The 20,780-nt window shown below is 46.7% G+C and carries 22 protein-coding genes and 1 pseudogene; 20 read left to right on the forward strand and 3 right to left on the reverse strand.

Translation table 11 applies throughout. From position 1 onward, the window contains the following. Positions 1-90: 90 nt before the first annotated feature. Positions 91-1,107: an LLM class flavin-dependent oxidoreductase gene (locus tag AC1TPC_RS22930; RefSeq protein ID WP_482069117.1), complete on the forward strand. Its 1,017-nt coding sequence runs from the start codon at positions 91-93 to the stop codon at positions 1,105-1,107. A 332-nt stretch (positions 1,108-1,439) separates the two neighbouring features. On the opposite strand, the gene AC1TPC_RS22935 is transcribed toward AC1TPC_RS22930, so the two are convergent. Further along, a complete protein-coding gene (locus AC1TPC_RS22935; protein WP_482069118.1) occupies positions 1,440-2,069 on the reverse strand; it encodes a M15 family metallopeptidase in 630 nt (209 codons plus the stop codon). 150 nt (positions 2,070-2,219) lie between these two features. Here AC1TPC_RS22935 and AC1TPC_RS22940 point away from each other — a divergent pair, with 150 nt between their 5' ends. From AC1TPC_RS22940 to AC1TPC_RS22950, 3 genes are all read left to right on the forward strand, one after another. After that, positions 2,220-2,663: a MarR family winged helix-turn-helix transcriptional regulator gene (locus tag AC1TPC_RS22940; protein WP_482069119.1), complete on the forward strand. Its 444-nt coding sequence runs from the start codon at positions 2,220-2,222 to the stop codon at positions 2,661-2,663. A 50-nt stretch (positions 2,664-2,713) separates the two neighbouring features. After that, on the forward strand, positions 2,714-3,691 hold the full coding sequence (locus tag AC1TPC_RS22945; protein ID WP_482069120.1) for a ring-cleaving dioxygenase: 978 nt from the start codon (positions 2,714-2,716) through the stop codon (positions 3,689-3,691). A 349-nt stretch (positions 3,692-4,040) separates the two neighbouring features. Next, positions 4,041-5,279, forward strand: a complete 1,239-nt coding sequence (locus AC1TPC_RS22950; protein WP_482069121.1) for a TraB/GumN family protein — start codon at positions 4,041-4,043, stop codon at positions 5,277-5,279. A gap of 201 nt (positions 5,280-5,480) precedes the next feature. Here the strand turns inward: AC1TPC_RS22950 and AC1TPC_RS22955 are convergent, their stop codons facing one another. Next, the gene (locus AC1TPC_RS22955) at positions 5,481-5,789 is read right to left on the reverse strand and encodes a thioredoxin family protein (RefSeq protein ID WP_482069122.1); all 309 of its coding nucleotides are present in this window, start codon (positions 5,787-5,789) and stop codon (positions 5,481-5,483) included. A gap of 437 nt (positions 5,790-6,226) precedes the next feature. Here AC1TPC_RS22955 and AC1TPC_RS22960 point away from each other — a divergent pair, with 437 nt between their 5' ends. The 16 genes and pseudogenes from AC1TPC_RS22960 (at position 6,227) to AC1TPC_RS23035 (ending at position 19,896) form a co-directional block, all read left to right on the forward strand. Further along, on the forward strand, positions 6,227-6,433 hold the full coding sequence (locus AC1TPC_RS22960) for a hypothetical protein (protein WP_482069123.1): 207 nt from the start codon (positions 6,227-6,229) through the stop codon (positions 6,431-6,433). A gap of 123 nt (positions 6,434-6,556) precedes the next feature. Continuing rightward, on the forward strand, positions 6,557-7,150 hold the full coding sequence (locus AC1TPC_RS22965) for a TerD family protein (RefSeq protein WP_482069124.1): 594 nt from the start codon (positions 6,557-6,559) through the stop codon (positions 7,148-7,150). A 26-nt stretch (positions 7,151-7,176) separates the two neighbouring features. After that, positions 7,177-7,758 carry a TerD family protein gene (locus tag AC1TPC_RS22970; protein WP_482069125.1) on the forward strand — a complete coding sequence of 194 codons (582 nt, stop codon included), beginning with the start codon at positions 7,177-7,179 and terminating at the stop codon, positions 7,756-7,758. Between the two features lie 208 nt (positions 7,759-7,966). Next, on the forward strand, positions 7,967-8,545 hold the full coding sequence (locus AC1TPC_RS22975; protein WP_482069126.1) for a TerD family protein: 579 nt from the start codon (positions 7,967-7,969) through the stop codon (positions 8,543-8,545). 75 nt (positions 8,546-8,620) lie between these two features. Further along, a complete protein-coding gene (locus tag AC1TPC_RS22980) occupies positions 8,621-9,901 on the forward strand; it encodes a TerD family protein (protein ID WP_482069127.1) in 1,281 nt (426 codons plus the stop codon). A gap of 21 nt (positions 9,902-9,922) precedes the next feature. Next, on the forward strand, positions 9,923-10,717 hold the full coding sequence (locus AC1TPC_RS22985; protein ID WP_482069160.1) for a TerC family protein: 795 nt from the start codon (positions 9,923-9,925) through the stop codon (positions 10,715-10,717). Between the two features lie 101 nt (positions 10,718-10,818). Continuing rightward, positions 10,819-12,024, forward strand: a complete 1,206-nt coding sequence (locus tag AC1TPC_RS22990) for an HpcH/HpaI aldolase/citrate lyase family protein (protein WP_482069128.1) — start codon at positions 10,819-10,821, stop codon at positions 12,022-12,024. Positions 12,025-12,100: 76 nt separating this feature from the next. Next, positions 12,101-13,270, forward strand: a pseudogene (locus AC1TPC_RS22995) (phosphoribosyltransferase family protein); the annotation flags it as partial. A gap of 81 nt (positions 13,271-13,351) precedes the next feature. Next, positions 13,352-14,449 (forward strand): cysteine protease StiP family protein, encoded by a 1,098-nt coding sequence (locus AC1TPC_RS23000; protein WP_482069161.1) that lies wholly within the window; start codon positions 13,352-13,354, stop codon positions 14,447-14,449. Next, positions 14,446-15,243, forward strand: coding sequence for an HAD family hydrolase (locus tag AC1TPC_RS23005; protein WP_482069129.1), 798 nt, complete (start codon positions 14,446-14,448; stop codon positions 15,241-15,243). The genes AC1TPC_RS23000 and AC1TPC_RS23005 overlap by 4 nt, the downstream gene beginning before the upstream one ends. Positions 15,244-15,285: 42 nt before the next feature. Then, entirely contained in the window at positions 15,286-16,308 is a 1,023-nt protein-coding gene (locus AC1TPC_RS23010) for an ATP-grasp domain-containing protein (protein ID WP_482069162.1), read from the forward strand. A gap of 195 nt (positions 16,309-16,503) precedes the next feature. Continuing rightward, a complete protein-coding gene (locus tag AC1TPC_RS23015) occupies positions 16,504-17,196 on the forward strand; it encodes a hypothetical protein (RefSeq protein WP_482069130.1) in 693 nt (230 codons plus the stop codon). Between the two features lie 29 nt (positions 17,197-17,225). Continuing rightward, positions 17,226-18,323 (forward strand): toxic anion resistance protein, encoded by a 1,098-nt coding sequence (locus AC1TPC_RS23020; RefSeq protein ID WP_482069131.1) that lies wholly within the window; start codon positions 17,226-17,228, stop codon positions 18,321-18,323. An 89-nt stretch (positions 18,324-18,412) separates the two neighbouring features. Then, complete coding sequence (locus AC1TPC_RS23025; RefSeq protein ID WP_482069132.1) at positions 18,413-18,568, forward strand: hypothetical protein; 156 nt, start codon at positions 18,413-18,415, stop codon at positions 18,566-18,568. A 71-nt stretch (positions 18,569-18,639) separates the two neighbouring features. Further along, entirely contained in the window at positions 18,640-19,203 is a 564-nt protein-coding gene (locus AC1TPC_RS23030) for a hypothetical protein (RefSeq protein ID WP_482069133.1), read from the forward strand. A gap of 102 nt (positions 19,204-19,305) precedes the next feature. Then, on the forward strand, positions 19,306-19,896 hold the full coding sequence (locus AC1TPC_RS23035) for a thymidine kinase (protein WP_482069134.1): 591 nt from the start codon (positions 19,306-19,308) through the stop codon (positions 19,894-19,896). A 150-nt stretch (positions 19,897-20,046) separates the two neighbouring features. On the opposite strand, the gene AC1TPC_RS23040 is transcribed toward AC1TPC_RS23035, so the two are convergent. Beyond that, entirely contained in the window at positions 20,047-20,493 is a 447-nt protein-coding gene (locus tag AC1TPC_RS23040) for a tellurite resistance TerB family protein (RefSeq protein ID WP_482069135.1), read from the reverse strand. Positions 20,494-20,780: the final 287 nt, after the last annotated feature.

The following is a 20,780-nucleotide window of genomic DNA, read 5'->3' on the forward strand; positions in this document are numbered from 1 at the left end:
TGTTTAATATGTATCAAATATTCATACAGTTAATTAGAAAATGGATTCAGGGAAGCTATAACTTCCGATGATAATGAAAGGGTGAGCGTGATGTCAGAACAGACGCTAGTAAATGCAACATTTAACATACCATTGTCGGTGCTCGATGTTTCTCCAATTGTTGAAGGAGGCTCAGTTGCCGAATCGCTGAGAAATACGTTAGATCTTGCACAGCATGCGGAGAAATGGGGCTACAACCGCTACTGGCTCGCCGAACATCATAATGCGCCCAGCATAGCAAGCTCGGCTACGTCAATCGTTATCGGCCATGTTGCTGCAGGCACATCGACGATTCGTGTAGGATCAGGCGGCATTATGCTGCCCAACCATGCACCGCTTGTCATTGCCGAGCAATTTGGCACACTGGAGTCTTTGTTCCCCGGTCGTATCGATCTTGGGCTTGGCCGCGCACCGGGAACGGATGGTCTTACAGCAGCAGCGCTTCGCGGAAACAGAAAAAGCAATGGGCATGATTTTCCCGAGCAGCTGGAAGAGCTCCGCGCATTTCTAGATCCGTCCAGCGCAGCGGTTGGCATGCCTGTAAGGGCGATTCCAGGCGAAGGACTGGAAATTCCGATTTGGCTGCTGGGCTCAAGCGATTTTAGCGCTTTGCTGGCTGCGCAGCTTGGCTTGCCGTTTGCATTCGCAGGACATTTCTCGCCGAACTTTACCGTTCCTGCTATGAATCTCTATCGCAGCAGCTTCAAGCCATCGGCAATTCTCAATAAACCAAAGGGAATGGTTGCAGTCAACGTTGTTGCGGCAGATACGGATGAAGAGGCGGCTTACCTAGCTTCGTCCATGCAGCAATTATTTCTTTCTTTTATCCGCAATACGCGCGGTCCATTGCCGGCTCCGGTTCGCGATATGGATACCGTTTGGACACCGCAGGAGAAAATGGCTTTGCAGCAGCAGCTTGGCTCTTCCATTGTTGGGGGGCCGGAGACTGTTCGCAGCAAGCTGAAGCAATATATTGAGGCAACGCAAGCGGATGAGATTATGGTTGCTGCGCATATTTTCGATCATAAGGCACGCTTGCGTTCTTATGAAATTATAGCTGGGCTGTAGAGTGCTGGACGGATAGAATTCATCAGCTTGTTCGTCATTTAGCGGGCGTCGAGAGAAAGCCCTTTGGCTGGACGTTTTTACTATCGGCTAAGTCACCTTTTCTTATGCTGCAATGCAGAATTTTATTATTTTTGTGTGTTCTGAGGCGTTTAATCAATTTCTAGATCAATTCTATTTCCGCTGGCGGAGCGCCAGTTGACCACTTGGCAAGCTGACCTTTGGCGGAGACCCAGATGTTCATTTGGCGGATTGTGTGCAAATAATTAAGCTGTCCTTCAAGGTCGTAAGCCTTTTGGGACAGCTTATTTTTGCGAACCCGGAGCTATTTTCAATCATTCAGCAGGCGGCCGCTGTCCATTGCGGAGCTGGCGGATGGAATAGCCGAAATCCATCTGAAGATGCGGGTAGTCGGGGAAGTTATTCCAATCGCCGCCCCAAGAGAAGCCAATCTGCTTCGCAATGGAAACAACCTCCATCCAATCCGCATTCCCGTTTTTGTTGCCGTCATATTCCATGTCCCATACGACTTCACCCTTCTTGGTATGCAGCGCAAAATCGATGGCGAGTCCGTAATTGTGGTAGGAATGCCCGCCTTGCACCTGAGTAACGACCTTGCCCTCTGTCGTTCGACCCTTAGCGTAAATAGCATCCTGCTCCTCGCTTGAGCGGAAGCCGTCCGTAATGAGAATCTTGATGCCAGCCTTGCTCGTTTGAGCGATCAATTCATTTTGCTTCGCAAATACGACCGGATGCAGTTCCGTTATCGGAATAGCGGGAATGATATCGTCGTTAGGCAAGTATGGCTCGAATGTAAGTATAGCTTTCCACACTATGGCTGCGGTTAATGCCAAAATGATCAGCAGCAAAAACCTGTTTCGCTTTCGTTTCGCTCTTGTTGCGAGGTCAAGGGGAGTCTGACCAATCGGCAGCGGCTGCCTTCTATAAGGGTTTCGTTCTATCATGCTGGCTCTCCTTACGCGTTATATCCGCCTATCTTAACATATTGCGATTGCGCTGACCCTAGCCCGTGGTAGGGGATTGGATGTCGACGTTTGACTTTTTATCAGTTTAGGTCTAAACTGATGATTATAAACAAAGAGCGAGGTGAACCAATGAGTCAAAAAGATACGGAAGCTTCTCTTTCGAAACGAGACGAGCGATTAGGCTTAATGATATGGTATCGCTTATCGCGTGTTTATAACCAAAGTCTGAAAGAAACCCATGAGCATTTGAAAAAATGGAACCTGTCTGTCTCACATTTCGATATTGTTGCACAAGTTGGCACTAATAAACGATTGACGCAGCAGCAGTTAGCCGACAAGCTGTTTGTCACCAAAGGAAACATTACACAGCTGCTGGGCAAGCTTGAGGAGCTGGGCTTCATAAAGCGCGAACAGGAATGGAAAACGAAATATGTATCATTAACAGAGAAGGGCAAGGCACTGTATGATGACGTCGTCCCCATGCAGGAGCATTTTCAGGCGTCGCAGTATAACGCATTGAATCGGGATGAGAAGCGGCAGCTGCTCGACTTGCTCAAAAAATTACAAAATTAATAACGTACGAAAATCCGATAATTCCCAAAAATGATTAGGAGGTTGTTATTATGCAACTTAAAGGCATTCACCATGTATCCGCGATTACAGGTACCGCATCCGGCAACTTTGACTTTTATACGAAGCTGCTAGGTCTTCGCTTAGTGAAGAAGACGGTTAATCAAGACGAGACCTCGGTCTATCACTTGTTTTATGGCGATGAGAAAGGAAATCCGGGAACGGAGCTTACCTTCTTCGAATTTCCGATGACAGGTAAAAACCGTGCGGGAACAAGCAGCATCTCATCCCTATCTCTACGGGTGGCGAATGATGAAGCGCTGCGCTATTGGAAGGAACGCTTCGAGCAGTTCAGCGTTGACCATGACGAGATCATGGAACGCGCAGGCCGCAATACGATTGCTTTTAGAGATTTTGAGGGGCAGCGTCTCGTGCTCGTATCCGATGAACATAACGAAGGCGTCAAAGGCGGCATTCCATGGGATAAAAGCCCGGTGCCTGCTGAATTCGGCATTCTCGGACTTGGACCAGTACAGCTTACGGTCAAAAATCCTGAGCCAACCGTGCTCGTACTCACTCAGTTGATGGGCTTCCGCGAAAAAGGGAAGTACCCGTCCACGATTGCAGGCCAGCCGGATATCGTCGTATTCGAAACCGGCGAAGGCGGAAGCGGCGCCGAGATTCATATCGAGGAGCGGCATGATTTGCCGCGCGAGCAGCAGGGCCATGGCGGAGTTCATCACGTAGCGTTCCGCGTTGACAACGACGACGAGCTACGCGAGTGGATTGAGCATATTCGCGGAGTACGCATTCCTAACTCCGGCTTCGTCGATCGCTTCTATTTCCGGTCGCTTTACTTCCGTGAGCCAAACGGCATCCTTTTCGAGCTCGCTACTGATGGTCCTGGCTTCGCTACTGATGAAGATATTAACCATTTGGGCGAAGCGCTGGCATTGCCACCGTTCCTGGAGCCGCAGCGTGCGCAGATTGAAGCGAGACTTAAACCGCTGGAAACCAAATCAAACGGCTAACCTTATGGAACTCGCCGCTACGGCATCAAATCTATATTTCTAGCCCCAGCATGAGAAATGCCGATTGCTTTTTGGGATATTCGTTTGAGTAATAAATTTGTTAATAACCCGAGAAAGACACGCCTGTTTATAGCTGAGCGTGTCTTTTTTATTGACGAACAATATCTCTCTAATTTTAAAGCGCATTATATATTACTCCAATTACAAGACGCAACGAAAACAAAAATGGTATTTTCCGATATTGTTATTGCGTGGGTCCTATATGTAAAATATGGAACGTTAGGGGCTATTTGTTCGTAATAAAGAAAATACGGTTTAAGGCCGATCACTAATGAAGGAAGGTCCAATTATGAAGAAATTTGCAGCACTATTTCTAACTCTAGCTCTACTATTTTCATTCGTAACTAACGTAAAAGCGGAGTCAAAGCCAGTAACGGTTTGGGTAGAGAACCAGCAAGTGCAGCTTGGCGAGTTCCAGCCGATTATAGAGAAGGGAACGACGCTTGTTCCAGCGAAGCTGCTGCTTGAGAAGCTTGGTTTCGAAGTAACCTGGGACCAGAAGGACCAAGTTATTTCCGGCAAGAAGGAAGGACTGGTCCTTTTATTCCAAATTGACAATCTTGGGGCAATGATTAACGAAACCGAGCAAGGGTTGCTTGTAGCTCCTAAGCTTGTTAAAGGCAACGTTTATATTCCATTGCGCACGGCAAGCGAGGCGGCAGGCTACAAAGTATCTTGGAACAAAGATAAGCGTGCCGTATCCCTTGAAGTTAAGGAGCCGAGCCGCGGCTTCCTATGGAAAACGGAGAATGCGGGCAACACGGTGTATTTGCTAGGCTCGATACATATTGCGAACCAAGCGATGTATCCGCTTCGTCCGGAAATTCAGAAAGCCTATGAGGCTTCCGACTATTTGGCCGTAGAGGCGGATATTTCGAAAATGAATGACGCTGAAGTTAAGAAGCTTGTGCTTGATCTAAGCGTCTATAAAGATAACACAACGCTTAAGGATCATATTTCCGCAGATGCGTTTAAGAAGCTGGGAGAGATTTTGAAGGCGAACGGCTTGGCCGAAAATGTGCTGGATACGTACAAGCCTTGGAGCGTGACTTCCACGATCGATTACCTCACAACGGCAAAATCAGGCTTTAATCCGGGAATCGGAATCGATGCTCATTTCCTGCAGCAGGCTATAGCGAACAAGAAGCCGATTCTTGAGCTTGAATCGATCGAATATCAGCTAAAAATGTTTAATGGTTTCTCTGGTAAGCTGCAGGAGGAGATGTTGAACACTTCCCTTGCAAATTATTATAAAGAGGATTCCGGCATCGAGAAGCTTACAGAAATGTGGGTAACCGGGGACGAGAAGCAGCTGCTTGAGCTGACCAACTCAACGTCTTCGAACGAGGAGTTTAGAAAAGCACTGCTTACAGACCGCAACGCTCCAATGGTCGATAAAGTTACGGGCTATTTGAACGACACTGCTAAGAAAACCTACTTTGTCGTTGTTGGCGCAGCACATATGCTAGGCGAGGATGGCATCGTGCCATTGCTTGAGAAGAAGGGCTTTACTGTAACGCGTCAATAATGCGGCAAAATAAGAAGGGCAATCCCGTGAATAACGGTGGTTGCCTTCTTTTTATGATGTGGGGTTGCTTAATAAGAGCCTTGCTGCTGCTGTTTCTGCTTTAGCTCGACAAGCAGCGCATGAAGCTGCTCTGTCGCTAGCCCGTGCAGCATAAGACGAAAGCCTTCTTCAGCGTCGTTAGCGGAACCATGCTTAGTACACTCACTTCAGCATCAGATAGACATGGTCAACGGACTGCATCGCATATTCCTTCTGAATCAGTTCGCCATCCTCGACGATTGCCAAGCACGGAACGCTTGAAATTTGCCATTGCTCACGGAGTAGCGGCGCATAGTTGATATTCAACTTGTAAAGCGGGACCGAAATGCCGGTCAATTCAGCAATTTCCAGCATGCGTTCGCCGATTTTGCATGTACCGCACAAAGGGGTGAAGAAATATACAGCAGCTTTGCCGCTATCGGCAAGCAACATATTGTGCAACGATGCTTCATTTAGTTCTTGGATAGCCATCCTCGTTCTCCTTTAACTGAGCTGAATAAGAAGCTTTGCAATTGCAGCACAACAAGGGAACTATCCATGCGATAGCTCCCTTTCTTGTTTCTTTGGCATATATAATCATCTTAATGCAAAAAATATTTTATATTCAGATGAGTATACATTGTTATCTGCATTGCAGATTATTGGGAGCTGAGGAAAAACGTAAAAAGTTACGGTAATAGGCGAATGGACAGCAGGCTTGCGCTGTTAATTTTATTTTTTCGAAAGGAGGATCGATAACAAAAACAACCCATTAATGAGGAGCAAGGCACCGAAGATAAGACCTGTTTTATTCCGTTTTATAAATTCCATACAAACACCTCGTTAATACGTATTTACTATTTATAATTATCTCGCTTATTTTCTGTTTTTTCCAGCTTTTTTTTAGTGGACGAGCAGGGAATAATAAGATGTCGGTTAAATGGCTTGAATACGACGGTTTTAGCGATATTGATCCCTTTATGTTTCTTTATTTGAAGAAATTTGTAATTGGAATGTCGGTTGTTATAAAATTAAAAGCAGAACGCTCCAAGATGGAGCTTTCTCTCAATACCGCTATTCTCATGTGGAGTTTCCGTAAAGAAGAGGTAATATTCAGGTTTTGTAGAATAATGTAGTGATCACACTTTTTTTTTGGAACTTACATGTCGAATAGGCGTATTGTTGGGTAGCACTTATGCAACTATACCTGCTATTTATTTACTCTAGTCGTTTACCTTATGGAAAGGGGGTGCAATACAATGGGTATCTCTCTCGTTAAAGGTCAAAAGGTTGATTTGACAAAAGGAAATGCCGGTCTTACCAAAGTAATCGTTGGATTGGGATGGGATCCTGCTGAAGTGAAGGGCGGTTTCTTCGGAATGAAGAAGGCGGCTAACGTGGATTGTGATGCATCAGCTTTGTTGCTTGATGCTAACAGCAAGCTAAGCGGCGAGAAAAATCTCGTTTGTTTCTATAATAAGCAGAGCGGTGACGGTTCCGTCGTCCACACGGGCGACAATATTACGGGCGAAGGCGATGGCGATGATGAACAAATTATCGTTCAGCTTGACCGCGTTCCGGACCATATTCACAAAATTCTTTGCGTGGTCAACATTTACGAATGTGAATCTAGACGTCAAGATTTTGGTATGATCAAATCGGCTTTTATCCGCATCGTAAATCCAGCCAACAATCAAGAGCTTATTCGTTTCAATTTGACGGATAATTATTCTGGTAAAACAGCATTGGTCGTCGGTGAGCTTTACAGACACAGCGGTGAATGGAAGTTTAATGCAATTGGCGAAGGCACTCATGCTGCCCACGTTGATATCTTTGCTCGTCAATACCAATAATTTACCCAGAAAAGAGGTCATTTCAAATGGCAATCAGCTTATCCAAAGGTCAAAAAATCGATCTTACGAAAACAAACCCTGGTCTGACAAAAATTACGGTAGGCTTAGGCTGGGATACTAATAAATATGACGGCGGAAAAGACTTTGACCTTGATGCATCAGTATTTTGCTTGAATGCACAAGGAAAAGCTGGCTCAGAGTCGGACTTCATTTTCTACAACAACCCCAAAAACAGCAATGGCTCCGTTGTTCACACGGGCGATAACCGTACAGGCGCAGGCGACGGCGACGATGAGCAAGTAAGCATTGACCTCTCTGCTGTACCTGCAGAAACGGACAAAATTGCATTCTGCATCACGATCTATGATGGACAAGAACGCAGCCAAAACTTTGGACAAGTATCCAACGCTTTCGTTCGTATCGTTGACGAGCAAAGCGGCACAGAGCTTATCCGTTACGATCTTGGAGAAGATTTCTCCGTTGAAACGGCTGTAATCGTGGGCGAGCTTTACCGTCATTCCGGCGAATGGAAATTCAGCGCAGTCGGAAGCGGCTTCCAAGACGGCCTTGGCGGTCTTGCACGCAACTACGGTCTAGCTACCAACTAATCGTTCTATCTACCCGTAAAGGGTCGCCAGTGGCGGCCCTTTTTTGAGATAAAAGAAGCTTGTTTTATCGCAAATTCCACGCAGGCGACGATGAAAGCATTAAGTATAACAGCGAGTGGAAATTTAGTGCAGCAGGCAGCGGTTTTTAGAAGGGCTCTGCAGCGACTTCGGCGTTCAAACCTAGCCTACGTTAAGGAGGAGAAGAACGATGTCCATCAATCTTTCCAAGGGACAGCGAATTGATCTTACCAAAACCAATCCAGCACTTACAAAGGTAGTTCTTGGTCTAGGCTGGGATACGAATAAGTATACCGGCGGCGGGGAAATTGACCTGGATGCGAGTGCGTTTCTTCTGCATCAGGATGGCAAGGCCAAGGATGAGAAGGATTTTGTGTTCTATAACGCCTTGATAGCCTATAACGGCGCAGTTGAGCATACGGGCGATAACCGTACGGGCGAGGGCGATGGAGACGACGAGAAAATCAAGATTGATTTTCTTAAGGTTCCTGCTCACATTCAGCGAATCGGGATTAGCGTTACAATCCATGATGCCGAGTCCAAACATCAAAATTTCGGACAAGTCTCGAATGCTTTCGTGCGATTGGTTGATGAGACAACGGGAAGAGAAGTGCTTCGTTATGATCTTGGCGAAGATTTTTCTGTTGAAACGGCAATCGTATTTTGTGAGCTGTACCGTCAAGGCGCGGATTGGAAGTTTCAAGCGGTTGGCTCCGGGTTCTCGGGCGGATTGGCTGCGCTTTGCCGCAACTACGGACTATCCGTGTAATTTATACGACGAATAGGGTGGCAGGGCTAGCGTGATTTGTCACCCTTTTCTATTTTACCGAAGGGCGGTTTACGCATGGAGCTAGCATTATTGAAAGGCCAGAAAGCAGATATTACTAAAAATAACCCTTCTTTTAGAAACCTGCTTGTAGGGATGGGTTGGAATAGCACAGCAGGCATTGATGTTGATTTCTCAGCCTTCCTACTTCGCGCGAACGGGAAAACAGCTGGTGATCAGGATTTGATTTTTTATAGCAATCCGAAGGACGCAAGCGCCTCTATTGAGCTGATAGGCGACAACAAACGAAGCTTTGCAGGGGAAGTCGATAGGGAACAAGTGATGATACGAATCAACGATGTTCCTCAAGCAATAGAACGAATTTCCTTTACCTTAACAATCTATGATGGGGAAGCGAAAAGACAAAATTTTTCTAACGTGAACGATGCCTATATTCGGGTTGTTGACGAAGGAACAGGACGCGAAATATTGCGCTATGACCTTGGAAAAAATTTCTCTATCGAGACTGCAATTGTCGTAGGAGATTTATATAGATATAATGGCGAGTGGAAGTTTAACGCCATTGGATCAGGCTATTCCGGCGGGCTTGCTGCGCTTTGCAATAGCTTTGGCATTGAAGTGAAGGCCGATGCGCCAGCTCCGAGTACACCGCCAGCACCTTTGAATCCGCCCATTATTTCGGCTAAACCGCTTGTACCGCCTGCACCCGTGATACCTGAACAAAAAACAGCTCCAGTAAACCTAAGCAAGATTTCGCTCACCAAACGCGGAGATGTCATCAATTTGCAAAAAGGTGCCGGCTCGCTCGGTGAAATCGTCGTTAATTTGAATTGGAACCAGAAGAAGGCATCAGCAGGATTTTTTGGCCGGTCAAGCGGCGTTGATTTGGATGTCGGCTGCTTGTTTGAATTGAAGAACGGGCAGAAGGGTACGGTTCAGGCATTAGGCAATCGGTTCGGTGATTTCTCGAGGGAGCCGTACATATCTTTGGACGGCGATGATCGTACGGGTTCAATTACAACAGGCGAGAATCTTAGAATCAATGGCAATAAGGTTGCTGAGATAAAGAGAATCGTCATTTATGCCTATATCTATGAAGGAGCGACTAACTGGGCTGAGGCGGCAGGTATCGTAACGATCTCGCAGACAGGCGGCCCGGATATAGAAGTGCGCATGGACGAGCATAACAATCGCAAGGGCATGTGCGCTATCGCGATGATTGAGAACGTGAACGATCAAACCTTCAGCATACAGCGGCTCGTGCAGTACTTCTCAGGGCATAAAGAGCTTGACGAGGCTTATGGCTGGGGTCTCAGATGGGTTCAAGGAAGCAAATAAAGCAATATTCGGAGGTATTTACTGATGGTTGATTTTTTTCAGAGCGTAATTGCGAATTTCGGGAGTTTTTTTCACTGGGACAACCTGTCGCAAGTGTTAACAAATCCTACGAACTGGGGGATTATCGCGACACTCGTATTATTGGAAGGTTTGCTTTCGGCAGATAACGCGCTTGTATTAGCGGTTATGGTTAAGCATTTGCCGAAGGATCAGCAGAAGAAGGCTTTGTTTTACGGGATTATTGGAGCCTACATATTCCGGTTTATTGCAATCGGAGTTGGCGTTTACCTTGTACAAATTACTTGGATTAAAGTCGCGGGCGGCTTGTATCTGTTATGGATTGCGCTGAGCAACTTGTTCCATCTGGAATTCAAGTTTGCTCGAGTTGGCAACATTCCGTTAATTCCATATATCGGCAAGAAAGGCGAAGCCGAAGAAGCTGAAGTTCAAAATAAAGGCTACGGCTTCTGGCGTACCGTTCTTGCAGTTGAAGTTATGGATATCGCGTTTAGTATCGACAGCGTTCTAGCTGCATTTGGCGTGAGCGAAGAGGTATGGGTTCTATTCCTCGGAGGTATTCTCGGCGTACTTATGATGCGCGGCGTTGCTCAGGTGTTCCTAAAACTGATCGAGAGGTTTCCCGAGCTTGAGAAAGCAGCCTTTATTCTGATCATCTTGATCGCTGCGAAAATGATCGGCGGAGCGTATGATCTGCATGTACCGCATGCCTTGTTCTTCGGCTTAATTATAGCCGTATTTGGAGGTACGCTTATCTTTAGCGCAATACGCAACAAAAAAGATTCAAAAGCCGTCTAGATCGTCACATACAAAGGTTGCTGTTAAAATATCCCTCATTGGATTGCGAGGGATATTTTTTACTCTCAGCTTTGCTCCACAAACTTTTAGGAGGGTTAACTTTGAGGTATTTTAACTATCTTACCAATGATGAAGAGCAAAATTTCTTTTACTCCCTTCCTGCTCAGTTCAATAATGATGCTGACAAAGAAATTATTGCTCACGCGATTGGTGCTGCGCTGTATATGCCGGCAACCAAGGATAATATAGCAGACGATTTGGTAGCCGTAAAACACGAAGGTCTCGTGTCTATGGTGATAGACCTTGAAGATGCAGTAGGCGATAATCAGCTGGAGTATGCAGAAGAGACGCTGAAAGCAACACTACTTAAGATTGGTCGATATATATCGATAGGTTTATTGCGAGCCGATCATATTCCTCTTATCTTCATTAGGGTGCGGTCCGTGGATCAGCTTAGACGTCTGCTCTCGTTTTTTGGGGAAGAGATCGAATACGTGACAGGAATCGTGTTTCCAAAATTTAATCTGAAGACCGGCGGCGAGTACTTAAAGCTTATTGCGGAATATAACAAGCGTAAAATGCCATTAAGCAACGTGCTGTACGGAATGCCTATATTGGAGAGTTCAGACGTAATTTACCGGGAAAAGCGAGTTGAGACGCTGCTAGGCATTGCGGAGCTGCTGAATGAGTACAAGGAATATGTGCTGAATGTGCGGATTGGCGCAACGGATTTTTCGAGTCTATTTGGGCTTCGCAGAAGTCCGGACCATACGATCTACGATATTGGCGTCATAAGAGATTGCATTGCAGATATCGTCAACGTATTTGGCAGGATGGACAACCACTACGTCATCTCCGGGCCTGTGTGGGAATATTTCAAGAGCGATCGCGTATTTAAGCCGCAGCTCAGGCAGACGCCATTTGAGGAGAGCATGGGTCGTCACGGACGGATTTTGCGCATGGATTATATTAATAGATATGTAGACGGGCTTATACGTGAAGTAGCCATGGATAAAGAGAATGGCATTATCGGAAAAACGATTATCCATCCTACCCATATCAAGCCGGTGCAAGCGATGTTTGTCGTTACGCATGAGGAATATATGGATGCCCTGCACATTATGGAAAACGGTCAAGGCGACTTAGGCGTAATGAAGAGCCGCTACTCGAACAAAATGAATGAATTTAAGCCGCATATGACTTGGGCCAAACGGATTATGATCAGATCGAACATATATGGGGTGCTAAATGAAAACCAGAATTTTACCTGCTTACTCTCAGAAGAACGGGAATCAGCAATCGTTTAATATTATCGGAGATTTAGAGGTTACGATTGAGGTTACGAGCAATGCCTTCCATATTCCGCTGGAGCAGTTATTTCAAATGGCAGCCCGCATTAACAAAAAACGGAGCTTTTTATTCGTAAGCAAAGTACTAGGCAAGCATATCCCCGTTCGTCCTCATGTATCCTTGTTATCGGGTGCCGCGCTTGGACTGCTGTATCAACAATTCAGAGGAAAGCCGCTGCCGATTCAGATCGAACAGCTGCTGCACGCTTTTGAAGCGCCTGAAGCGGCCGGTGAAATCTATGATTTGATGAAGAGCAAAAAGATGACCGTGGATGAGAAGACGCTGTTCATCGGCTTCGCGGAAACGGCCACTGGGCTTGGGCATAGCATGTTCGATATGTTTGATGGCGATGCCAGCTTCTTGCATACGACAAGGGAAAGTATTGCCTATAAGACCTCCTGCATCGATTTTGAAGAAGAGCATTCACATGCCACTACACACCGCTGCTATGCGAACGATCCCGCCATTTTCGTGCAAGCTGAAACGATCATTCTAGTCGACGATGAGATGACGACAGGCAAAACCGCAATTAATATTATTCATGATCTGCACGCTAGATACGGGAAGAAAAAATATATCGTTGCAAGTCTGCTGGACTGGCGTTCAAACGAGGATATTGCAGGGTTCAGCGAGCTTGAACGGGAGCTTGGCGTAAGTGTTGACTGCTTATCGCTCGTGTCCGGACAAATAGCTGTAAAGGGCGAGCCCATTGCGAGCACGGAGCATGTAGACGAGCAGCATGAGCATGAGCTAGAGCCGGTTATTGATTTCTTGTATGTGAACAGCCGCTTCGCAAGCCTTCCTTCCTCACAAGGGGAGGTTGCGTACCTGAAGCATACGGGCCGCTTTGGCTTGACGGCGGAGGACAGCATTGCACTGGACATGGAAGCAGATCAGGCAGCAGCTTTCCTGCGAGAGCACCGAGCAGGCGGCAGGACGCTTTGCATGGGAACCGGTGAATTTATGTACATTCCGATGCGGGTAGCCGCTAAGCTTGGAGAAGATGTCTGGTACCAATCAAGTACCCGAAGTCCGATTCATCCGAATACGAACCCTCATTATGCCGTTCGATCCGCGTACCGATTCGTTTCCCCCGAGCAGGCCGATGTCATGAACTTTATGTATAACATCCCGCGTGGTCATTATAACGAGATGTTTCTATTTATGGAGCGTGAGGCAGATGCTGCGCAGCTGGAGGAGCTTAAGCAGGTTCTGATTTCCTTAGGCATTCCACATGTTCATATCGTTTACTTTAGCTCCAAAAAAATAGCCGATCCTGCTCCAATGGGCAGCTATAAACAGGAGGATGTTGTCTTTCTGCTTAAGGATCTGAGCGATATTTCATTAGAGCAGCGAACCGAGGTGCGGGAAGCGGCCATGCAGACGGGCGGCCATTACTCGGAAAGCCTCGCTATTGAGTATCAGCCAACCTCTGAATATATTCAGTTGTTCCATGATACGCTCGAAGACTCTGCTGTCCGGATAGCTAGAGCGGTCGGGACTGTCTCCGAAATGATTATCAAGAAAAACGGATTTGACGTTGTGCTTGCTTCCTTGGCAAGAGGCGGCACGCCAATCGGTGTCTTGATCAAACGATTCATTAAGCAAGTTTATGGAGTCGATCTTCCGCACTATAGCCTTTCGATTATAAGGGGCAAAGGCATTGACGAGAATGCTTTGCTCTACATGAATCAGAACCACCCGGATAAGCGTGTGCAATTTGTGGACGGCTGGACAGGGAAGGGTGCCATTCGCAAGGTGCTGATGGCTGCATGCGCGCTCATGAAGCAAAAGCATGGCCTTGAGCTGAATGACGATCTTGCCGTGCTTGCAGATCCGGGCTATTGCGCGGGTACGTTCGGTACAAGGGAGGATTTCCTTATTCCGAGCGCTTGTCTCAATTCAACCGTGTCGGGTCTTATAAGCCGGACCGTGCTGCGCAGCGATCTGATCGGGCCGGATGACTTTCACGGCGCCAAATATTATAAGCAATGGAAAGACGCAGACCTGACGAGCGTATTCGTGGACACGATCTCTGCTCATTTCAACCAGACAGCTGATAGCTCAAAAGCAGAGGCGCTTCATATGCAGGAGAATCCCGCGCAAAATGAGATTACATGGCAGGGTCTTCAGGATATTGCGCATATCCAGAACGATTTTGGCATCACGGACATCAATCTTATAAAGCCCGGTGTTGGCGAGACCACCCGTGTTCTCCTGCGTAGAGTGCCGTGGAAAATTCTTGTCGACCGACTTGATAATGCCAACCTGAAGCATATTCTTCTGCTTGCGAAGGACCGCGGCGTTCCCGTCGAGGAATATCCGAATATGACCTATTCATGCTGTGGCATCATTAAGTCGATAAAGGGGGAATCGGAATGATTTTTGCAAGCGATTTGGACCAGACTTTGATTTATTCGGCGAGGTCGAAGGGCGAGGTAGAGATTGAAGCGATGTTTCCCGTTGAGCTGTATGAGGGCAGATATATATCTTATATGACTAAGCCCGCCATTGAAAAACTGCAGCAGCTAGCGGGCATTGCAAGGTTCGTTCCCGTGACGACGCGGATACCGGAGCAGTACAACCGCATATTCGGATTCAAGGAGTCATTCTGTCCTGAATATGTCATCGTAAGCAACGGAGGCACCATTCTCGTGAATGGACAGATCGATCAGGACTGGCAAACCTTCGTTCGGGATGCCGTTAAGCAGCATTGCGCGGGGCACACGGAAATTGCCAGCTTGTTCGCGAAGATCGCATCCACCCATTGGGTGAAATCGAATGACCTGTGCGATGATCTGTTTTATTCGATCGTTGTTGAGAGGGATCATTTGCCGCATGAGCCGCTTGAGGAGCTGAAGCAGCAGCTTGCTCCGCTCGGCTGGAGCTATTCGCTTCAAGGACGGAAAATTTATTTGGTTCCAGAGAAAGTAAGCAAGGGTGCAGCCATTCAATATGTGAAGGAGAAGCTTGCCTCTACGTTCGTATACGCGGCGGGAGACAGCCTGCTGGATGAAAGTCTGCTGCTTGCTGCTGATTTTGCAATTTCACCGTCACACGGTGAACTAGGCCGCTTTTATGAAGCGCATCCGCATATTCAATTTACGAAGGCTAAAGGGGCGCTTGCCTCTGAGGAGCTGCTCGACGCGATCTTAAAGCATGCCCGGATATCATAAATGCTTCAGCCTCACCACTTTTAAAGACAGGGAAGAAGGAATATAGATATGACACGCGTTTATATGAATCGTTGGTTTTCGGTAGCGTACCATTATATTAATATGATTCGCAATAATCCAGACGGCGAGCCGTTTGAGTTTTTTGGCACGCATCCTGACATTAACCATATGTCGCTGCTGGCATCCGATCATATCGATGTGGAGCCGGCGGTCTTTGGCCTGGAATACGTTCAATTTTGCGTGGATTTCTGCAAAAGAAATGAAATTGATATTTTCATTCCGCGCCTGCATATGGAGGAAATTTCGCGCTACGTGCATTTGTTTGACCAGATTGGCACCAAGGTAATGGTATGCCGCGATATCGAGCTGCTGGATTCGATGATCGAGAAGGATAAATTTTATGAAGCTCTTCAAGGCAAAGACCTTGTTGAGATTCCCGATTACCGCGTCGTCAATACGGCAGAGCAATTTAAACAAGCCTATGAGGAGCTTACGGCAGCCGGACATAAGGTATGCTTCAAGCCTACGATATCAGAGGGCGGAATGGGCTTTCGGATTATCGACAACGAACGTGATCCGCTCAGTGATCTTTACGGCTATGTAACCTTGTCTACTACGTTTGAGCAGGCTTATGAAACGCTGTCTTCGACGGATTGCTTCAACAATCTAATGGTGATGGAGCTGCTTGACGGTACGGAATACAGCATTGATTGCGTGGCGAGCGCCGAAGGTGAATTAATTACAGCTATTCCTCGCCGCAAGTCAACGGGTAGAACCTATCTGCTGGAGGACACGCCGGAGCTGATGGATATCGCTCATCGTATTGCAACGACGCTGCGTATTCCTTATGCTTTTAACATCCAAGTTCGCTATAATAATGGTATTCCAAAATTGCTTGAGATTAATCCTCGCATGTCCGGCGGTCTTTATATTACATGCCTTTCGGGCGTGAACATGCCTTACCTTGCTGTGCAAGCGCTTCAAGGCAAAAAAATTGAACCGCCTGTCCCGCAGTTCGGCATACAAGCCGGCTACGTAGAGCAGCCGCTCATCATGAAGCAATAAACAAGAAGGGGACGAGAGTTCCCTTTTTTTAATAGAAGCCTAGCCGCAGTACGAGTTCTGCTGCTCAAGGCAATACGGACGTCAAGTGCTGCTATTTTTATAAAAATTGACTTACCTGTACCAAAAACGAGATAATTGAATCATGATGACGGATATATACTTCAGGACAAGCAAGCTTAAATTGGAGGTGCCGCAATGAAATCATTAAAAAAATCGTTAAGCATCGCGATAGGCAGCTACGCAGTCGGACTTGTGGTTTACTGGATTTCCTCTCCCTATATAGCGATTGCTATACCTGCGCTTGGCATGCTGATCGCGCTCTCGTTAAAGCAGAGTGGCAGGAAAGAAATCAATCAGCCAACACGCGAGCCTGAGCTGCAGCAGAACGCGCAGAACCAAGTAATACAACAACAAAGTGCAGCCGCCTCGGCTAGTGTCCCAGCGCCCGCGCAGTCTGCTGTGGCAGCAGCTGCTCCGCCGCAGGTTCTAGATCCTGAGCTTGCTTCTGCATTAGAATACATCGGAATCATCGAAGATATGATTTTACTCGAAGGCGAGCAAAATAATTTAGACGATGAAATTGTACAGAAGACGCTTGCCCTGCTGTCGAGGCTAAACCGATTAATTCCGGATTTAGTCGCTCTCGGTGACGCAAGCATTAATCACAACATTGTGCGCTTGGTTCGAAAGGATTTGAACTCGACGATCAATCCGTTTCTGCGGCTAAGCGGCGAAGCGAAGCGCCAAAACAGGCGGCTATTGCTGGACGGGATCAAGGATGTAGATTCCAAGCTTACTTTCTATACGAAAACGATTGAACAGAAGGATCTTATGGAGCTGCGTACGAAGGCTGAATTAATGCAACAGCGATACCGGCTTACTGATTAATTACAAATGAATGAAGGGAGAAATAAGACATGTCACAACAGCTCGTTCAATTAAAGAATGAAGATCTCCAGAAGCTGGAGCAGGAAGTACAAAGCACGATGCAGAAGGTAGCGACAACGGATGCGATGCATCTGGATACGCTAATGGATGAGATTACGAAAAAAGGCCAAAAGACGCTTGAGCGCTCCGGGCAAACGCTAACGATGCTGGAGCGTCCGCTATCCAATCTAATGTCAGGCAAGAGGTCTGAGGTAGCGAATAATATGCTCAAGCTGCGCAGCGAGGTTGAGGACTTGAGCAAGAGCAAACAGCTGAGCCTCGTTCAGAAGCTGCTTCGCAAAGCGCCGATGAAGGCATATATTTATAAATATCAATCGGCTAAATCGAATGTACAGGTCATCGTGAAGTCGCTTAGGGACGGTCGCGACAATCTGGAAGAGAACGTCGTGCATATGCGCAACCTGAAACGCAGCAGCTTGGACAATGTTTATGATTTGCAGCTGTTGGTCGAATACGGCAATCGCCTCAAAAAAATGTTCGAGGACGAAATTGCGAAGCCTGAGAATGAGCTGCGCAAAACGTATTTGGAGCGCGGCCTTCGCAAGGTCGTGACCAAGCTTCAAACGTACACGGAAATGATTATGCTGTATCAGCAAGCGATTGCCGCAACGGATATTATTAACGATACGAATGATAAGCTGATGGATGCGCTCGACAGCTCGATTGATAAAACGCAGCATTTGATGTCGGTCTCGGTGCTCATTGCCAGCGCGATTGATGATCAGATGAAAGCGATTGAAGCGGTCAATTCGACGAATGAGATGTTAGGCAATCAATTTGCCGAGAATGCACGCCTTCTGAATGAAACGAGCGAGAAGGCTAACCAAGCGTTGACGAAGCCGGCTATGAGCATGGAGCTTGTAGAGCGGGCAATGTCGGATCTCTTCTCTGCTATGGATAAATACGAGAATTCAAACCGCCAAATCATCCAAACCGTATCGCAGCAGACGGAGAAAATGACGCAAATCAATCAAAAGGTCGGACAGCGACTAGGCATTCAAGCTGCCTCAGGAGCAGGTCAAGCCGAGCTTCCTTCGGCATCGGCGGCTAAAGGCTTTTTGGAATAAAAGGCATGTGAATATAGGATGGACGAGCTCTCATGGGGCTCGTCTTTTTTGTTCTTCAGCGGGTCATGATAGGGGATGTCTCCATAATAATGGCTCATAAAAAAGGGACGGCCGGCATAGTTTTAAAGAAAAAACGAGGTGATCATGCTATGTTTGGCGGTATTGCGCTAGCTGCGCTCCTTATTGTTTTAATTGTTGTGGCGAGCTCCGAGAGAGTGGAGGCTATTATGGAGGATTTCAACTAACTTGCTGTTTGCGTTCGACTCTGATTTGGTATAATAGATTGAAATTATACTGTTGATCGGAGGTATTCCATTTGGAGTTCACCTATGAAATTATTTCGGAATCCAATATTAACGTTCGGTTCATTTACGGCGGAGAATGGTTTACCTTTAACCTGTTCAACCGGGACCATCAGTGGGTGCTTCATCCGTTTGATTCCTCGCTGATACGCAACAAAGACATGAGCAGGCTTGTTATTGCTGATCTGCTTCAACATAAGCCCTTTCAAGTTATGCTGGCGAAAGAAGGCATCATTCTCTCAGAGCTGAATACGTCAATACCGCTTGGCCAGAGCCAGGAAACAGAAGCGGAATATGAGGAGCTTCCCCGCATTGACAGAGGATCTAACCGGATTATTGATGAGCAGCGTCCTTCTAGCCCTATAGAGTTCGATATTGATCAACTGATCGATGAAAATGAGCTTGAGGACTTGGTCCAGCTGGAAGTACAGCTCATCGAAGCGCGCCAAAACATGTACAATCAAATTTTGCACCGGATGTTCATGGCTGATTTGGGGCCAACCGATCCGGAGTTCCAGAAGGTTCAGCAAATTGTCAAAGCATATGGAGAAGCAAAAACAAGGCTTCTTGCGATATAGCAGTGTCCTTAGGTGTTTGAGCGGCCTTCAAATTTTCCAATCGTTTCGTGTCGTTAAATCCTGTATAATAGGAACACTGAACTTTTTTTGGGGGAGATTTGATTGGCACAGCTTTATTACAAATACGGAACGATGAACAGCGGCAAATCATTTGAAATTATTAAGGTCGCTCATAATTACGAGGAGCAAGGCAAGCAAGTGCTTATTTATTCTCCATCCGTTGGCGCCAGAGACGGCGTGGATCGCGTAGGCTCAAGGGTTGGCTTCGAGCGGGAAGCGATTCCTGTTCATGACGATACGAATCTCTATGAAAGCGTGAAGTCGCATGTTGCAGCGGCGCTGCCGTCAAAAATTTATTGCGTCCTTCTCGATGAAGCGCAGTTTTTGAAGAAGCATCATATTTTGGAGCTTACGCAGGTTGTGGACGAGCTTAACATACCGGTCATGGCATTTGGCTTGAAAAATGATTTCCAAAATCAGCTGTTCGAGGGCAGCTATAATCTGCTCTTGCAAGCGGACAAAATTGAAGAGATTAAGACGATCTGCTGGTATTGCGACCGCAAGGCGACTATGGTCATCCGCTTTAATGACGGTGAGCCTATGAATGCAGGCGAGCAAATTCAGATCGGCGGCAATGAGGATTATAAGCCGGTCTGCAGACGCTGCTACAATGAGGCATTTCGCAAGGTGTAGAGCAGTATGTAGAACAGGAATGTAGAACGGGAACGTAGAACAGGAATGTAGAACGGCAATGTTTTTGAACGAGATGATAAATCCGGAATGAAGAAAGAACCTTCAAACTCACGTCAAGCGTGATGTTGGAGGTTCTTTCGTTTGCCATTATTACAGGCTGAATTCGCCAGGGTTCAGGCCAAGTGTATTGCAGATGTCACGAACAGCAGCTTGCTCTTTCGCATCAAAGTCGCCGTCTGCTGCGCCGATAGCACTGCATACGCCAACAATGACACGCCCAACCTCCGGCTTGCTGCGGAACTTGGCAATCGCTTTAAGCGCCTCTTGCTTGCCAATCATGCCATCAAACTCGATATTTCCTACAAAGTGATTGAAACGATTGATAACATCGCTCATGTCAAACACTTTAAGCTCCTCGCTGCGGCCAATATAACCAGCCATTTTTTGCTTTTCTGCAGCGTCGATAGTTCCGTCTGCGCCTGCAACAATCGCACAGCCCGCAACGACCGCATCCATGAAATCTTTATTTTTGAATTTTTTAACCTGTTCGTTTAGTCCTTGTTTTGTATTCTGCAGCCATGATGTGAATGAGCTCATATTGCTCAGCCTCCAATAGTTAAATTTTTGAATCTCTACCTCTATTGTAGATTCTAATGGGGTCAATTAGCAAATGCTGAGGGAAAATGTCTGTTTTTGCAATGAAATTCATAGGTCTGGCGAAGTGGAACATTAGGCATGGCTAGTGGCTCGCAGTGAGGCGTGCATTTTTGGAACCGGTTGCAAAATACCGAAAAACAACGCACATAAGCGATTTTCCATTCCTTAATAATGAGAAGCTGTCTAAGGTTGATAACCTTGCAGCTTCTCTTTTTTTTGAATTTTTC

Source organism: Paenibacillus sp. Y280 (assembly GCF_056786335.1).

Coding starts and splice junctions, on each gene's coding strand:
- AC1TPC_RS22930 (WP_482069117.1), top strand. CDS start 91: ATGTCAGAACAGACGCTAGTAAATGCAACATTTAACATACCATTGTCG.
- AC1TPC_RS22935 (WP_482069118.1), bottom strand. CDS start 2,069: ATGATAGAACGAAACCCTTATAGAAGGCAGCCGCTGCCGATTGGTCAG.
- AC1TPC_RS22940 (WP_482069119.1), top strand. CDS start 2,220: ATGAGTCAAAAAGATACGGAAGCTTCTCTTTCGAAACGAGACGAGCGA.
- AC1TPC_RS22945 (WP_482069120.1), top strand. CDS start 2,714: ATGCAACTTAAAGGCATTCACCATGTATCCGCGATTACAGGTACCGCA.
- AC1TPC_RS22950 (WP_482069121.1), top strand. CDS start 4,041: ATGAAGAAATTTGCAGCACTATTTCTAACTCTAGCTCTACTATTTTCA.
- AC1TPC_RS22955 (WP_482069122.1), bottom strand. CDS start 5,789: ATGGCTATCCAAGAACTAAATGAAGCATCGTTGCACAATATGTTGCTT.
- AC1TPC_RS22960 (WP_482069123.1), top strand. CDS start 6,227: ATGTCGGTTAAATGGCTTGAATACGACGGTTTTAGCGATATTGATCCC.
- AC1TPC_RS22965 (WP_482069124.1), top strand. CDS start 6,557: ATGGGTATCTCTCTCGTTAAAGGTCAAAAGGTTGATTTGACAAAAGGA.
- AC1TPC_RS22970 (WP_482069125.1), top strand. CDS start 7,177: ATGGCAATCAGCTTATCCAAAGGTCAAAAAATCGATCTTACGAAAACA.
- AC1TPC_RS22975 (WP_482069126.1), top strand. CDS start 7,967: ATGTCCATCAATCTTTCCAAGGGACAGCGAATTGATCTTACCAAAACC.
- AC1TPC_RS22980 (WP_482069127.1), top strand. CDS start 8,621: ATGGAGCTAGCATTATTGAAAGGCCAGAAAGCAGATATTACTAAAAAT.
- AC1TPC_RS23000 (WP_482069161.1), top strand. CDS start 13,352: ATGGGCAGCTATAAACAGGAGGATGTTGTCTTTCTGCTTAAGGATCTG.
- AC1TPC_RS23005 (WP_482069129.1), top strand. CDS start 14,446: ATGATTTTTGCAAGCGATTTGGACCAGACTTTGATTTATTCGGCGAGG.
- AC1TPC_RS23015 (WP_482069130.1), top strand. CDS start 16,504: ATGAAATCATTAAAAAAATCGTTAAGCATCGCGATAGGCAGCTACGCA.
- AC1TPC_RS23020 (WP_482069131.1), top strand. CDS start 17,226: ATGTCACAACAGCTCGTTCAATTAAAGAATGAAGATCTCCAGAAGCTG.
- AC1TPC_RS23025 (WP_482069132.1), top strand. CDS start 18,413: ATGGCTCATAAAAAAGGGACGGCCGGCATAGTTTTAAAGAAAAAACGA.
- AC1TPC_RS23040 (WP_482069135.1), bottom strand. CDS start 20,493: ATGAGCTCATTCACATCATGGCTGCAGAATACAAAACAAGGACTAAAC.